Annotated in this window: 15 protein-coding genes; 2 read left to right on the forward strand and 13 right to left on the reverse strand. The window is 37.0% G+C overall.

The annotated features are described in order from the left end of the window. Window positions 1-39: 39 nt before the first annotated feature. The 8 genes from KGF86_RS11795 to KGF86_RS11830 all read right to left on the reverse strand — a co-directional run bounded on the left by KGF86_RS11795 (window position 40) and on the right by KGF86_RS11830 (window position 9,537). Complete coding sequence (locus KGF86_RS11795; RefSeq protein WP_211741977.1) at window positions 40-2,136, reverse strand: tetratricopeptide repeat protein; 2,097 nt, start codon at window positions 2,134-2,136, stop codon at window positions 40-42. 272 nt (window positions 2,137-2,408) lie between these two features. Continuing rightward, a complete protein-coding gene (locus tag KGF86_RS11800) occupies window positions 2,409-2,792 on the reverse strand; it encodes an OsmC family protein (RefSeq protein ID WP_186871031.1) in 384 nt (127 codons plus the stop codon). A gap of 44 nt (window positions 2,793-2,836) precedes the next feature. Then, window positions 2,837-3,832, reverse strand: a complete 996-nt coding sequence (locus KGF86_RS11805) for an ABC transporter ATP-binding protein (protein WP_211741978.1) — start codon at window positions 3,830-3,832, stop codon at window positions 2,837-2,839. Continuing rightward, window positions 3,816-4,832, reverse strand: a complete 1,017-nt coding sequence (locus tag KGF86_RS11810; RefSeq protein WP_211741979.1) for an ABC transporter ATP-binding protein — start codon at window positions 4,830-4,832, stop codon at window positions 3,816-3,818. Before KGF86_RS11810 ends, KGF86_RS11805 begins: the two co-directional genes overlap by 17 nt. Before the next feature lie 4 nt (window positions 4,833-4,836). Continuing rightward, window positions 4,837-5,769, reverse strand: a complete 933-nt coding sequence (locus KGF86_RS11815; protein ID WP_425516489.1) for an ABC transporter permease — start codon at window positions 5,767-5,769, stop codon at window positions 4,837-4,839. 10 nt (window positions 5,770-5,779) lie between these two features. After that, on the reverse strand, window positions 5,780-6,730 hold the full coding sequence (gene nikB, locus KGF86_RS11820) for a nickel ABC transporter permease (protein ID WP_186871027.1): 951 nt from the start codon (window positions 6,728-6,730) through the stop codon (window positions 5,780-5,782). Between the two features lie 176 nt (window positions 6,731-6,906). Continuing rightward, complete coding sequence (locus tag KGF86_RS11825) at window positions 6,907-8,469, reverse strand: ABC transporter substrate-binding protein (RefSeq protein ID WP_211741980.1); 1,563 nt, start codon at window positions 8,467-8,469, stop codon at window positions 6,907-6,909. A gap of 630 nt (window positions 8,470-9,099) precedes the next feature. After that, on the reverse strand, window positions 9,100-9,537 hold the full coding sequence (locus KGF86_RS11830) for a MarR family winged helix-turn-helix transcriptional regulator (protein ID WP_425516486.1): 438 nt from the start codon (window positions 9,535-9,537) through the stop codon (window positions 9,100-9,102). 177 nt (window positions 9,538-9,714) lie between these two features. Between KGF86_RS11830 and KGF86_RS11835 the strand changes: the two genes are divergently transcribed. Both KGF86_RS11835 and KGF86_RS11840 read left to right on the forward strand, forming a co-directional pair. Then, window positions 9,715-10,119: a CidA/LrgA family protein gene (locus tag KGF86_RS11835; RefSeq protein WP_186871025.1), complete on the forward strand. Its 405-nt coding sequence runs from the start codon at window positions 9,715-9,717 to the stop codon at window positions 10,117-10,119. Then, on the forward strand, window positions 10,089-10,784 hold the full coding sequence (locus KGF86_RS11840; protein WP_211741981.1) for an LrgB family protein: 696 nt from the start codon (window positions 10,089-10,091) through the stop codon (window positions 10,782-10,784). The genes KGF86_RS11835 and KGF86_RS11840 overlap by 31 nt, the downstream gene beginning before the upstream one ends. Before the next feature lie 57 nt (window positions 10,785-10,841). Here KGF86_RS11840 and KGF86_RS11845 read toward each other — a convergent pair whose 3' ends face one another. The 5 genes from KGF86_RS11845 to KGF86_RS11865 all read right to left on the reverse strand — a co-directional run bounded on the left by KGF86_RS11845 (window position 10,842) and on the right by KGF86_RS11865 (window position 15,232). After that, window positions 10,842-11,435 (reverse strand): hypothetical protein, encoded by a 594-nt coding sequence (locus KGF86_RS11845; protein ID WP_186871023.1) that lies wholly within the window; start codon window positions 11,433-11,435, stop codon window positions 10,842-10,844. Between the two features lie 18 nt (window positions 11,436-11,453). After that, complete coding sequence (locus KGF86_RS11850; RefSeq protein WP_186871022.1) at window positions 11,454-12,890, reverse strand: sodium:solute symporter family protein; 1,437 nt, start codon at window positions 12,888-12,890, stop codon at window positions 11,454-11,456. Window positions 12,891-12,902: 12 nt separating this feature from the next. Beyond that, window positions 12,903-13,127 carry a hypothetical protein gene (locus tag KGF86_RS11855; RefSeq protein WP_186871021.1) on the reverse strand — a complete coding sequence of 75 codons (225 nt, stop codon included), beginning with the start codon at window positions 13,125-13,127 and terminating at the stop codon, window positions 12,903-12,905. A gap of 280 nt (window positions 13,128-13,407) precedes the next feature. Then, window positions 13,408-14,601: a YhgE/Pip domain-containing protein gene (locus KGF86_RS11860; RefSeq protein WP_211741982.1), complete on the reverse strand. Its 1,194-nt coding sequence runs from the start codon at window positions 14,599-14,601 to the stop codon at window positions 13,408-13,410. A 55-nt stretch (window positions 14,602-14,656) separates the two neighbouring features. After that, complete coding sequence (locus KGF86_RS11865) at window positions 14,657-15,232, reverse strand: TetR/AcrR family transcriptional regulator (RefSeq protein WP_211741983.1); 576 nt, start codon at window positions 15,230-15,232, stop codon at window positions 14,657-14,659. Window positions 15,233-15,313: the final 81 nt, after the last annotated feature.

Raw genomic sequence — 15,313 nt, forward strand, 5'->3', positions numbered from 1 at the left:
GACCCAGGGCTCGCGCTCTCACTCTGGGTCAATTTTCCATTAACTTATCGTATTCATTAACTCATATTGACGAAGCTTTAAATCAAATAGGGTAAGTGGATCACGATAGAATTCCGGTTTTTCTCTCATTATTTCTAGAGAATCCGTATGTTTGGCGATATCTCCTTGTAGTTCCTCACTTACACTATTTATCACATCATGGGAATTTGCGAAAAATCTACTAATATCCCATTCTATCGAGCCCTCAAACAATTCTACCTGTTGGATAAACGGTTGGATGATTTTCTCGGTTATTTCACTGTAATCCCCATTTTCAATATAGCTTCTATATTTGCTGTACAATTTATCATTACCTTTTGAAATGGAACCAAACAGTTTCCCTGCTCCCTTTAACAATAATTGAGACGGATTGTTACGCATCAAGATATTCACTTTCTCAATATGAAGCATTCCCCTCGTTATCCGTTCCATGTCCCTCTGCCAATCATCCAATACTTTAAAATCACCTTCTAATTTAAGCCTTTCCTCTCCATATTGGTAATTAAGGCCTTCACTCATATCATCTAAATTCAATTGATAAGTATTGAATACTTCTTCGGAATTTTTTATCCAGCTTGCAATTGCATGTTTAAAATCATATAGAGCCGTCCTTTCCATATAATTCGCAATCCGCTTATTCATTTCGTTATTTAGGTCCACATGAAGCTTACCAAAATCACTATCTTCCTTTATTAGTTCAGAACAATTGCGAATTATTTCAGGCAGCTTTCTCTTGATTTGTTGTATTGCATCCTGTTTTAATTGACTGAATGAATCCGTTACAACTCTTGCTTCTTCGACTTCCATATCATGCAGCTGACTTTGTATATCATGAAGTCTTGTAAGTAGCTCTTCGTTCCAATGAATCTTATCCATAATTTCTTGTAAGACTTCTATACGTTTTTCAATCAGAAATTCTATCGCAGCCTTTATAATATTCCGTATTTTGGATGGACTTGCCACATCGATGTTGTACTCCTCTAACATTGGCTCCATAAATACTTCTAAATCATTTAACAAGCCCTCTTTCTCTGCCCATTTCTTAATGGACTCATATAGTTTAATCCCCTCTTGCCGGTTGTTTTGACTGACGTTAGAATTGGCAAAATAGTATTCTGCTTCATTAATCAGTGTTGCTTGCAGGTCGGAAGGAAAAATATCATTCCAAGCCAGAACAGCCGATGAAGAGATTAATGTATCAGATGTAGATGATATTTCTAACCAGTTTGATAAATGCTTTTGAATTAATGTAGAAATCTCTTTTATTAGAAACCTTCCACTGATTAATTCAAAGTAAGCATCTTTAAATAGGTTCGGCAGCTTCTTCCACATATACGATTCTTCGATACTATTATTCAATAAAAGCTCGTTAATTTCTTCTAGCCAATGAAGATAGAATTCACTTTGTCGATAGCTGTCCCACAATATTTCAGTAAGGCTTTCAAATCGGTATTTGTCCATATCTAATACGGTGACTAATACCTCGTTAAAATAGTTTGGGCCATAATGGGTAGTAAGTCCTCTCCCTACATACTCTTCTAATATCGTGATCCAGGAAAGTGACTTTGTTCGGATTGCGTCCTTTACTGCCAATTCAACTGCATGATCCCAATCCTTAATATCCTCAAAGTACGTCTGTGCAATTTCCGTCACACTTGGATAATCCGGATTTAATGTAACAGCGTTCTTAATTGCATCAACTGCTTTTTGTTGTTCCCCTTGTTGTATGTAAAGTGAAAAAAGCTGGAGTAGTACCTCCGTCTTCAAGTCTATCGACTCGGTTTCTACTTCCTTGTAAAATTTTTCTGCATGATCCCATAAACCCATTTCAAAATGAGCATCCGCTATATTTTTCTGTGCCCATGGAATAAATTTTTCATCTAAAGGATGTTGCCATTTATAAATAGCCGCTTCAAAATCATTATTTAAAAAATACACTTCTCCTTGAGCATATCGAATGGAGGATAGTTCTGGACGTTCTTTCTTCATCTCCTCCATGTACATATCACCCAACACTTTAATTGGATGCTCCTTATTATTCTGATCCACTATATTTTCATAATAGGATTTATTAATTAGTTGATTCTCTGTTGTCACGTTAATCCCCCACATTGTAATTAATTTTATCGTTACGGTGTTTATACCTTTATAGAAATCATTTTCGGTTACAAAAAATCTTCACACATTACTACTATATAAAGCTCACCGTTACTATATTCGTATTATTACACTTGTTTATGGGGTGAAAGGGAATGATAATTTTTTCCAAAGTTTAAGTTTGAGTGAACTGGTAAGGGAATTTGTAATGGGGAGGCTTAGATGGAAAGCTCACATTTTCATAGAAATGTGAGCTTTTATTGAGTTTGAAGTCATGAATTTATTTTAACCAAAGCGCCCCGTGAAACAGTATTGCTAATTGTGCAAGCGCGTTCTGCTGATACAATAATCTTCTTTTTATACGCATCTGTTAAGCTATCAGGCAGCTTAATGGAAACATCAAATTGTTCAAACCGTGATGGACTATTCTCTGCTTTTATACCAGTAACCTCTATAGAAAATTCCCCATCTTGGACTTCAATTTCATCTCTTTCTAACATTCGCTGAATCACAATGGTTAAACACATTCCAATGGAGGATTCAAGTAATTCTTTTGGGTTAAGCCCTTTCGAGTTAGCGGTAAAGCTTCCCTCAACCTGTAAACCTTCTTCATTATAAATTCCGAAACTACCATTCTGTTTACTGATTATTGCCATTTTCATTCCCCCGTTCATTCTTATGAAACTATAAAATTACGAAATTATTCATCATACAAATGACAAGCTACAACATGACCTGGAGATATCTCTTTTTTCTGTGGGATCTCCACCTTACAACGGTCCGTTGCAAATGGGCATCTAGTGTGGAACATACAACCTGTAGGCGGATCTAATGGGGATGGGATTTCCCCTTTTAGTACAATCCTTTCCCTAGCTTGGGTACGATGTTTACCTGGTACTGCTGAAAGAAGCGCTTGTGTGTATGGATGTAAGGGGGAGGCAAATAAACTCTCTGTAGGTGCTTCCTCCACAATCTCCCCTAAATACATAACACCTATCCGATCTGAAATATGATGTACAACACTAATGTCATGGGTAATAAATAGATACGTGAGATTGAATTCATCCTGCAGTTGTTGTAATAGATTAATCACTTGTGACTGGATAGACACATCTAATGCGGAGACCGGCTCATCACATATTAAGATTTTCGGATTTGAAATTAACGCTCTTGCTAACCCTAGACGCTGTCTTTGACCACCTGAAAACTCATGAGGATATCGGTAATAATGCTCCGCCCGCATTCCGACCTTGTCTAAAATCTCAAAAACTCTGTCCTGGCGTTCAATTTTTCTTCCTATCGAATGAATTGTTAACGGCTCCTCTAATGCCTTTCCAATCCGGATCCGTGGGTTTAACGAGGAAAAAGGGTCCTGAAAAACCATTTGCATATCTCTACGTACAGATTTAAGTTCCTTTTGGGAGAGTTCAAATATGTTTTGATTATTATAAATGACTTTCCCATCGGTGGGTTCGGTTAGCCGTAAGATTGTTCTTCCTGTAGTACTTTTACCACTACCAGACTCTCCTACTAAACCATATGTCTCCCCAGGATAGAGATTCAGTGAGACATTATTTACCGCCTTTACCTCGCCTTTTACTCCACCAATACGTCCAATAGAACCTGTTACAGGGAAGTATTTCTTTAAATGTTGTACTTCTAATATAGCTTCTCGTTCCCTAGCTTGTGATGTCATACTTCCCCTCCTCTTCCTGCAGTATTTTTTCAATATGCCAGCATCTTACCTTTTGATTCCCTTCAAGCGTACGTAGCTCTGGGGCGTTCTCTTTACAAAGGTCATCTGCAAATGGACAACGTGAAGCAAAGCGACAGCCTTTTGGAACATTATTTAAAGAAGGAACTGTCCCCTCAATCATGTGAAGCTCTTTTCCTCTATCTCCATCAATTTGTGGGATTGATTTTATTAATCCTTTTGTATATGGGTGCAGTGGTTTAGAAAAGAGATGATCTGTGGTCGTTTCTTCCACTACCTGGCCCAGATACATCACAATTACTCGATCACATATTTCGGAAACCACATTTAAATCATGGGTTATGAAAATTACTCCCATTCCTAGACGTTGATTCAAATCAACCATTAAATCTAATATTTGTGCCTGGATGGTTACATCTAATGCAGTAGTCGGTTCATCGGCAATTAATACTTTAGGCTGACAAGAAAGAGCCATAGCAATCATGACTCGCTGCTGCATTCCACCAGATAGCTGATGAGGATATTCCTTCATGCGTTTTTCTGGTGAAGGTATACCAATTAGTCGTAGCATCTCGATTGCTTTTTTCGTTGCTTCTTTCTTATTCACTTTTTGATGCAGCATAATCGTTTCTTTTATTTGGTCACCAATCGTATAAACTGGGTTTAAGGAGCTTAAAGGATCTTGAAAAATCATGGATATATCATTTCCACGAATTTTTTGCATGTTGGGCATGGGTAGATCTAGTAGATTTTCTCCATGTAACAGAATTTCCCCTTCATATTCCGTCGTATATTTTTCATCTAATAGTCTCATGATCGACTGAGACATGACACTCTTGCCACAACCGGACTCCCCGACCACGCCTAGAATCTCACCTTTTTTCACTTGAAAGCTGATTCCATCTACTGCGGTCAATTTTCCATCATCCGTGTGAAAATGTGTCTTTAAATTTTTCAATTCTAATAGAGGCTGCTTTTCCATAACTTTACCTCCTTTTCTTCCTTCTAAGTAGATTACTTTTTCTTCGTGAAGAATGCGGATCAAGTAAATCTCGTAACCCATCCCCTAGAAGATTTAAGCCTAGTACTGAAATAATAATTGCCAACCCAGGGAATACAACCATCCACCAGGCTTTAAAGATTACTAGTTTACCAGCTTGTAATATATTTCCCCAGCTTGGATCTGGAACCGGAATTCCTGCACCTAAAAAACTAAGTGCTGCTTCCGATATAATCGCTTCAGCAAAAATAAATGTTGCTTGCACAATAAGAGGTGATAACGTATTTGGTGCGATATGCCGCCAGATAATTCGAAAACCACTTGCTCCCTGTGCGTGCATTGCTTCTATATAAGTCTGCTCCCGAATAACTAATGCAGAAGAACGAACAATACGGGCAATGCTAGGTGTAAATACAATAGTCAACGCAATAATGACATTTGTTGGGGACGGTCCTAGAGCAGCCATTAATGCTATGGCTAAAAGGATGCCAGGAATCGCCATTAATCCATCACAAATACGCATCAAGATATTATCTAGTATTCGGTAATAACTTGCGTAAAGACCAATTATCAACCCTAATATGGACGATATCACGGTCACCGCTAAGCCTACACCAATGGACACTCTAGCACCGTACACAATCCGCGTCATTAGATCTCGCCCATATTCATCCGTACCAAGTATATGTTCCGTACTTGGTTCTAGCAATCGATCAACCACTTTCATTTCATACGGATCATATGGCATGAATAAAGGTCCAAAGAGGGAAAATAATACTAGCAAAATAAAAATGGAGCTTCCGATAACCATTAATTTATTGGAGAAAAAGCGTCTACTAAGCAATTGACGTTGTTGTTTCTTTAAGTTCGACTTTATTTCTTGTACTCTCTCTTTTACCGCATTGTCAGACACGTCAATCCCCCCCTCTCTATTTCCGATCAAATCTCACTCTTGGATCAATAACCCCATAAAGTAAATCCACGATTAAATTAATAAACACATAGATTAATGTTACGAATAACACCACTCCCTGTATGACCGCAAAGTCCCTTCGTTCAATAGAATTTATGATAAGTTGACCTAAACCAGGAAGGTTAAATATAGTTTCTACTACTACCGCACCTGTTACTAATGTACCGAAAGATTGCCCAATAACCGTAAGCACAGGAAGAAAAGCATTTCTTAGTGCGTGTTTTATAACTACTTTACGTTCTTTTAACCCTTTAGAACGAGCCGTTTTAATGAAGCTCTTATTCAGCACCTCCAACATCGAAGAACGAGTCATACGAGCAACAAGGGCAGCTTGAATCGCTCCTAATGCTATCGCTGGTAATATTAAATATTGTAGATGGTTCCACCAACCAGCACTTAACGGCTTATAACCAGCAACAGGAAGCCATTGAAGCTGCACACCGAACAATAGCATCAATAATAATCCAAGTAAAAAGCTCGGAACAGCCATTCCTAATAAGGAGGTCACCATTAAGGATTGATCAGTAAATGAGCCTCGTCGATAAGCAGCAATAATGCCAATAGGAATTGCTATAATCAAAGCGATAATCTCTGCTAATAATGCTAATGAAATGGTTGGACCTAAGTGACTGAAAATCGATTCCGTCACAGATTCTTTCATAAAATAAGATTCTCCGAAATCCCACTTAAGAACTCCAGAAACCCAATGAAAATATTGTTGATAGATTGGGAGATTCAACCCTAATTCTTCATTCAATGCCTCAATCTGTTCTTCAGATGCTTCAATTCCTAACATAGCTGCCGCTGGATCTCCAGGTGTTAAATGGACAATTAAAAAAATCACCAATGATACAACAAATAAAACGGGAATCACAGATAAAATTCTCTTCACAATAAAACTAAGCAAAGAAGTTCCTCCCTTCTTTTTAGAATAAAAATGTGTTATTAAGGTACAGAGCTCTTTCTGCTACCTTTAAAAATCTACTAATTTGCTCGTTTCCCATAGAGTTGAATTAAATGTAATCCTCCACCGCTACCGCGAGTGGAGGATTACTAAACTCATATTCTACATGGATAACAAACCTATTCGATTACCTTTGTATTCCAGATGATAGGCGCTTCAAATACATTAAATCCTTCAAGCTTATCCGTTGTAGCAAGGATACTCTTATACTGTCCAATTGCAGTAGAAGAAAGAATTTCGTACAAGTAACCTTGAAGTTCATCCCAGATTGCTTTTGCTTCTTCTTGTGTTGATGCTTGGCGAATAGCTGTTAAGAGCTCTGTTACATGTGCATCATTTAATCCTGCCCAATCCGGATTTACTGCTAGTAACTGCGGTGGTGTTAATTGATATCCATTACTTGTAATAAAGATATCCCATTTAGATCGATTATTTTTCGTATCTAAGAAGGTTGGAAAATCATACGTATCAATTTTGACATTCATACCTAGTTGTCGTAATTGCTCTTGTACAACAGTAGTTGCCGTTGCCATTTCAGCATAATCTCCAGTAGTTAACAGTGTTACTTCTTCACCGTTATAACCAGCCTCTTCTAATAAAGTTTTCGCTTTTTCTAAGTCAGCTTGGTTGTACACATCACTACCTGCATCACTAGACCATTGAACTGCATTCGGATTCATGTAGCCAGGATCTAAGGTGTAAAGATCCTCATTTACAAAGCTTGCCATCATAATTTCATCCATATTTAATGCAGTATTTACTGCCTCTCTCATGTTCACATCGGCAAGAACGCCTTCATTCGTATTAAAGAATAGGGTCAGTGTTCCACCAACAAATGTGTGAAGCTCTACGTTGTCCATTGCACTAAGCTGTTCATAGCTTTCGGTTGGGATACTTTCCGCGATATCGTATTGTCCTGTTTGAATACCAGCAATACGAGTCGAGTGATCGGTTACAAAATGATAATATACATCATTTACTAAAGCTTCTTTCTTTCCAGCATACCCACTTGCTTCTTCATCAACAGCTTGGTAATCATCATTTTTAACTAAATGAATGTATTGATCTTGTTTCCATTCTTCAAATTTAAATGGACCTGTACCAATATATTCTGTTACGCCTTCTGCCGGTGCATTTTCAATAATTTCTTTTGGCATAATTGCCGGGAAGTTAGAACGTGCAGACATAACAATTAACACATCAGATGAAGGATTTTCTAAATTCAATCTAACCGTATATGGTCCATCCGCTTCAAATGTTGCATTCTCTAATAATGTTTTAGCTCGAGAAGATAGCTCCAACCATCTATTCATAGAAGCCACGACATCTTCTGAAGTCATTTCATTACCATTGTGGAATTTAATTCCTTCTCTTAATTTAAATGTATATGTTTTTCCATCATCACTTACATCTACCGATTCAGCAAGCATTGGCGTTGGTTCATAATTTTCATTTAATGTATAGAGCGTTTCGAATATGTTACCTGCAACACCTAATGCCACCTGTGATACAGTCAAGGCTGAATCCAATGTTGGCGGCTGAGCTGTTACAGCAATATTTAATTCATCTTTATATGTTTTACTGCTCTCCGAATCTTCATCGCTATTCGTTGATCCATTACTACAAGCTATCAGTCCAATAGCTAGAACCAAAAGCAGCATGCCTAATGCAATTTTTTTCATTTTGTGTCTCCTCCTGAAGAATATTTTGAATTTTAAGTAAGCACGTAATGTATTTCTGCCTATTTAATTACCACTCCTTAGCTTAATGCTAAATAACCACCAATTGGAATTATGTATGAAAACAACAGTCATATTATTAAACTAGCATTAATTCCTATTAATTCAATTGGTTTAATCTAGATTATAATAGAATATGGTTATACCATTGTCAATTAATCGACATTATATTTATAGTATTTAGAAATAGGCGCATGTGTGCTTGGACGTGAGGGCTTATCTTGCTCGGGGCTGGGGGATCTTTTCTCGAGTTTTGGTGTATGTCCCTTGGACTTGGGGGCATCTTGCTCGGGTTTGGGCGCATACTCACTTAGCTCGTGCTCATCTTATCCAGGTTTGGGCGCATGTTCACTTAGCTTGGGCACATCTTGCTCAGGTTTGGGTGCATGTGCACTTGGTGTGGACGCTTGTGCGCTTGACTTGGGCGCATGTTACTCCTACTTAAGGCTTAAACTACTCCCTGTTGTTCATAATTTCTTATCTACCAAAAAAAGCACGGAAATGTCCTTCTTTTTCCGTGCCATATGACATACGCATTATAATTTGACTCACCAAAAGCGAATTCACATAAAACTAATCAATAAAGGAATCATTAAGGCTGCTCAATAGTTCAGCAAACAATTCCTGTTCATCAATAGACCATTCTTGTAACATATTTTGGAATCGTTCTATTCTTGCTTCTTTGTCAGCAAGTAAATTTTCTCTACCGAGTGGGGTAATTTGGAACACACTTCCTCTCCCGTCTGATGAATCTTTAGAACGGGAAATAAACCCTCTTGCTTCGGCAGTTGATGCTTGTCTAGAAATTGTTGATATATCTAACTTAAAACGTTCAGCCAATGTTTTTAATCTTGATGGTCCGGACTCTTCTAAATTCCGCAGTAACAAATAAATCGATCTATCTAGAAATCCTATCTTCTTGTCTGTTTTTTCCTTGTATACAGCATGACGGATAAATGTTGTAATCTCATATTCTATCCGCTCAATTGCTTTATTAGTTCCTTTTTGCACCAGCTTCCCCCCTCCTTTATTAATCCATTGACAAAAACTCAACTACTTGTATAATACAATTATGTAGTTGTGTTATACAAGTAGTTAGAGGAAAATATAAGAATATTTATTTTTTATCCATACTAATGATAAAGAAGGTGGGCAAGTTGTTCCTAATATAAGGACAACTTATTTTTTATGAAAGGAATACGGATTATTTTACAAATAGCTATTTTATTTATGTTTTCAATTGTTGGCGATGTACTACACAACGTATTGAATTTACCAATACCAGGTAGTATTATCGGTCTTATTCTATTATTAACTTGCTTATCTTGTAAGCTTATGCCTACTAGTTTCATAGCTGATGGGGCAGGTCTTTTACTTGCTTTACTACCTTTATTATTTATTCCCGCTATGGTCGGTATAATAAAATATCCATCATTATTCTCTATAGATGGTGGAATTCTATTTTTCATTATTATCATGAGTACTATCGTAACGATGATTGCTGCTGGATATACTAGTCAGCTCATCGAGAAAAGATCAACATCACGAAAGAAGCGAAAAAAATGCAACAAACACTTATCGCAATCAGTATAGTCCTCCTAACAGTCGGGATTTATTTTGCTATGGTAACGATATACAAATATTTACCTTATCCTGTGTTTCTTCCAGTTCTAACGACTACAATAGTATTAGTACTACTATTGACACTTTCTCATATTTCCTATGACGAGTACATGATTGGTGGGAAATGGATTAATGCTTTACTTGGCCCTGGTGTTGTAGCACTAGCGTATCCACTCTACAAAAATCGAAGAGTACTTATTGAAAATATTCTTCCCATCGTTACTGGTGTTTTCACTGGAATGCTATTTGGAATGGTAAGTGGATTATTATTTGCTCAAGCTTTTGGCATTGGAGAAGACTTAATTTTGTCTATTCTGCCGAAGTCCATCACTACCCCCGTTGCAATACAAATCTCATCTGGACTAGGCGGGATACCTTCCATGACTGCCGTGTTCGTCATGATTGCCGGTCTATCAGGTGTCATTTTGGGACCTCATATTCTGAAATGGAGTCGTATCGACAGTTATCTTGGAAAGGGAATTGCTTTCGGCAGCTCCTCCCATGCCTTAGGTACTGCAAAAACATTTGAGTATGGGGAATTAGCAGGTTCTATGAGTTCTGTTTCTATGACATTGAGTGCTGTATTTGGCACTATATTTGGTCCAATTATAGCGTGGGCTTTTCATATTTTTTAGCAGAATTTATAACATTATAAGGGACATGGGATACTCTTCTTCCCCATGTCCCTCTTACTATAACAAGTCCTTACCTTCTCGCCACCTTCTGCTCATATATTTCTCCGACTCTCCCGTATTAGCATTTATATAAAATATCTCCTTAACTAGCTCACTTTTCACTGCTACTTTCCATAACGGCAAATAATTTAAGGAGATTTCTCTGATTTCGTGTTTTGGCTTCTTTAATACATAAGAACGATTTATTTGTTTCTGCTGTACATCCCTTACATAGTTTACTGCACTATGTTCATCTGGAATCCTAACAGATACCAGGTAATCCGGTTCCACCTCTTCCCTTGTTAATGGTGGTACCTTAGAAAACACCCCTCTATAGCCTGAAACCCCATCTACAAAAATAAGATTCGGTGTTCTTCTCGGAGGAAATGGTGGGCGTTCTGCAATGACAATTGTTTTCGCAATGTAAAAGGGATGATAGATCAGTTTCTTTTCTGTAGTATAGTCGATTAAATGTTTTATAGTTATAGACTTATTGAATTTTTGCCCTAGTCCAAGACTTTTATAAATATATTGGTAGAGTTCCACTTCACTTATCCTATTTTCCGTTCCAACTCGTTGGATTGATCTTCTTTTGTTTTCTATTGCATGCATGATTCATCACCCTCTTCACTAGTTTAAATGACCATGATAGTAATCCACTCGGTCTTGTATGTCCTTCGCTGGTGGTTTCGTCATTAAGCTAACGATAACGGTTAAAAGTAATGATACAGGCGCACCAATTATAGGTTCTGCATTGGTAGGGAGCCATTGCCCAATAATAAGAATCAAAAAGGTGATTGCTCCTCCTACCATCCCGACAAGAGCCCCTGTTGTATTTGCTCGTTTCCACCAAAGTCCTAGTACTAGTGGGAATCCGAAAGAGGATAATAAGAATCCGCCGACCCAACCAACCATGATAGCTATCAACCCTGGTGGATCAATCGCAATAATGACACCGACAACACTTGCAATAATCATAACGACAAGTCCTAACCCCGTGACAAATCGTTCTGATGCCCGTTTATTAATATGTCCTTTGTATATATCATGTGCTATCCCTGCGGATATGGCCAATAGCATGGCGTCCGCAGAGGACATAATTGCTGCCATAAGCCCTGCCAGCATAATTCCACCCAAAATCGGCGGCAAATAATGTTCCACAACAGAAACAAAAATCATATCACTTCTATCTAACGATTCAATAATTCCTAAACTTGCGCCAGCAGATGTCACCATGAAGCCTGATATAAATAATGTTAAATATAATAAACATGCCCACATAGCAGAACGCCGAGCAGTTCTGGCATCACGAGAAGCAAAATTACGCATGACGACAGATGGCGAAATGATGCCAAACCATAGAAATGCAATAAATAGACCGAAATAGGACATCCAAGGCTGTGTAATATCTCCAAATGTCGGGCTCACTGCGAGAGCATCACTAATTAAGGAACTAAGGCCACTATGATCAACTAAAATAAATCCAGCAAGTACGACAATTCCTACCAGCATAATCGCACCTTGTAAAAGATCCGTATAGGTAATAGCCCACATCCCACCTAATGCCGCATATATAGTAAAGCCCAATCCAAGTACGATAACGGCCGTTGTATAATCTATTCCGAGTACATAGGAGCCGATAAGACCAGATGCTGTTAACTGTGGTACCATATAAAAAGTCATTCCAATTACAACAATAACAGCGGAAACAATTTGGACTGATTTTCCATATCGTTGGTTAAAAAAATCTGGCATCGTTTTCGCACCAGAACGGCGAATTTGTCCTGAAATTAAAAACATCGCAAACGGCATAATTGCAATAACACCAAATGCATACGTAAAAAAGTAAGGTACTCCTAAAGCAACCCCAGATCCAACTGCCCCCATCAAAGAACTAGAGCTAGCTACTGCAGCAAAAATAGCAAATGCGCCAACAAAAGTATTGATACTTTGTCCAGCAGTAAAATAATCACTTTCCGATCGCCGTGCTCTTCGGTAAAAGTAAATACCAATCACAGTAATAACAATTAAATAAATAAAAAGAATAATAGCTTCTGTAGTTCGCATCACTATCCCCTCCTATCCTAATCTATTTTTCTCCCTCTCTCGCTTTTCAATCCAAAGACAATAAATAATCGCTAATAAAAACCAGAAGAATAAACCGATAAACATCAACCATCCAACCAAAGAAATCCCAGCAACATAAATGTCTGTCGGCCACCAGATGAATACAAAGCCTGCATAGAGAACTAATACTATCGTTAAGATAAACCCTGGGTCTTTAAATTTAGAGTTAGATGCCATTTTTACACCTCCTGTTTTTGATTTATAAAACTTGTCTTATCTACAAGAGTATGTGAAAGGATAGTGGATTATTCCGAGAGTTTATGCGGGGAGTTGCTTTTAAGTCTTGACGTTAGGTTCTAATTAGAAAGTAAAAATGGCTCTAATCATCAAAATCAATGATTCGAACCATTTATTAGTGTATTTCTCATTAATAGCAAAGTAGAAAATATCCTATTAATAAAACTATAGGGTTAAACTATTGGATATAAAGTGCAAACATATCTCAACTTTTCAATTATTAACTCTCAGTCGTTCTAATTGGCTGTAATCTCTTCCATAAATGTTGGATTATTTTTCCAAAAATTGTTACAACCAGAAGAGAAGCAATAATGATACTTAAATACTTCATATCTAACAATACATTACCTCCACCATAAATTAGACTGAAATAGCTATTCACCCCATATGTCGCTGGAAGTAAATCACCAAGTCCCTGATAAAAAGAAGACAATAATTCACGTGGGACAATAGCTCCTGAACTAACTAATTGTGATGCGGTTAAGGCAATATTGAAAATCATACCGATATTCCCAAATAACATGACGAAAACTTGAGATAAGGTTAAAAAGCTAAACATTAACAGTGCTTGAAAGCCCCATAGAACGAAGAAGTTTTGATTGATATCAATGTGAAACAAATACATTAAGCAAACGGTTAATAGTGATACACCAATTGCTACAAGTACATTAATTATTTGTCTCCCTATAAAAAGGGATGATTTACTATGCATGGTCGTTAATTTTCCTTCTGATAATTGTAGATGTTGGCTAACCAGCATAGCACCAATATAGGAAGCCAATACAATTAACAACGGTACCATCGTTGGAGCAAATCCTTCTTTATCATTGATTTTCATAACATTTTCATGAATACTAGGATTACTACTGCTTTGCAGTATATCAATTAATTGACTTGTAACTTGTTCTACCACATGTTTATTTTCTGACTGCTCTGCTAGCATTTGAGGTACGTGGTCTGCTATTTGAATTTTTATTGCTTGTTGTACCTGCTGATTTACTTGCCCTGTTATATTACCTGCTATTTTCTCCATCATTTGTTTGGTTAAAGTTGCTGTAGACTGATTAATATAATAGTCTATACTAGCATTTTCATTTGCTAGTATATTTTCGGTTAATTGATTAGGAAAATGAATTAGCATATTAATATTTCGATCATCCAATTCTTTTTGGGCAAGGTGTAAGTTACTATACTTTGTTATCTGAAACAGATTGCCTTGTTCTAATTGTTCTACGATTTCCTCTCCATAACCGATATCATCATTAATAATTCCTATCTTAAATTGATCTGTTCGATCATATACACCATCATAGGCTGTTAGCCAAATGAAGACAAATATTAATTGGAATGCAATAGCCGCTGCAATTCCTATTAGGGTTTCTTTTTGTTTAAAAAAGCTATTAAGTACATTCATAATTACTACCTCCTCTTAGTATAGCAAGTACTTGCTTGCATGGGGCGTAAAAAAATTATTGAAGTGATTGGATAAAAAATTCTATGTTTTTTTCAATGAAATCATCAATTGAATATTCTTTTTTACCTGGATTAATCCTCGTTCTCATTAATGAATAGCCAAAATTAATAAAAACAAAATTTGTCGCGATAATAGAAGGATCTACTCTTTTTATTTTTCCCTCTTCCATCATCTTTGTAAAATAATTCTCTAATAGATCAATATACTTTTGGGGAATATGTTTGATTAATTCGTCCAATTCTGGGAATTCACTTGATTCCTTAATACTTAATAAGATAACGGATTTCTTTTTCTCTAGTAAAGACTGATATTCTCTAACTAACATTTTTAAATCTTGTTCAAGTTCCCATGTCATTTTTTCTTCTAATGTATTTTCGAGCAAGTCAACGAATGCATATTTTTGAATAGCTGCTTCCACAATACCCTTCTTATTTCCAAAATGACGGAATAATGTAACCTCGTTTACCGCTGCTCTTTCCGCTATTTCTCTAGTCGTTGCTCCCTTATACCCTTTTTCGCTAATAAGTTCTACTGCTGCTTCAATAATTTTATCCTTTGTGGATCGACTCAAATTAAGTTCCCTCCAAATTTTGCAAGTAATCACTTGCTTACTATTATAAAAACAGTCCGTGTTCCTGTCAATGACTATTTA

It is taken from the genome of Ornithinibacillus massiliensis, assembly GCF_018310345.1.
GTDB classification, from domain to species: Bacteria; Bacillota; Bacilli; order Bacillales; family Amphibacillaceae; genus Ornithinibacillus; species Ornithinibacillus massiliensis.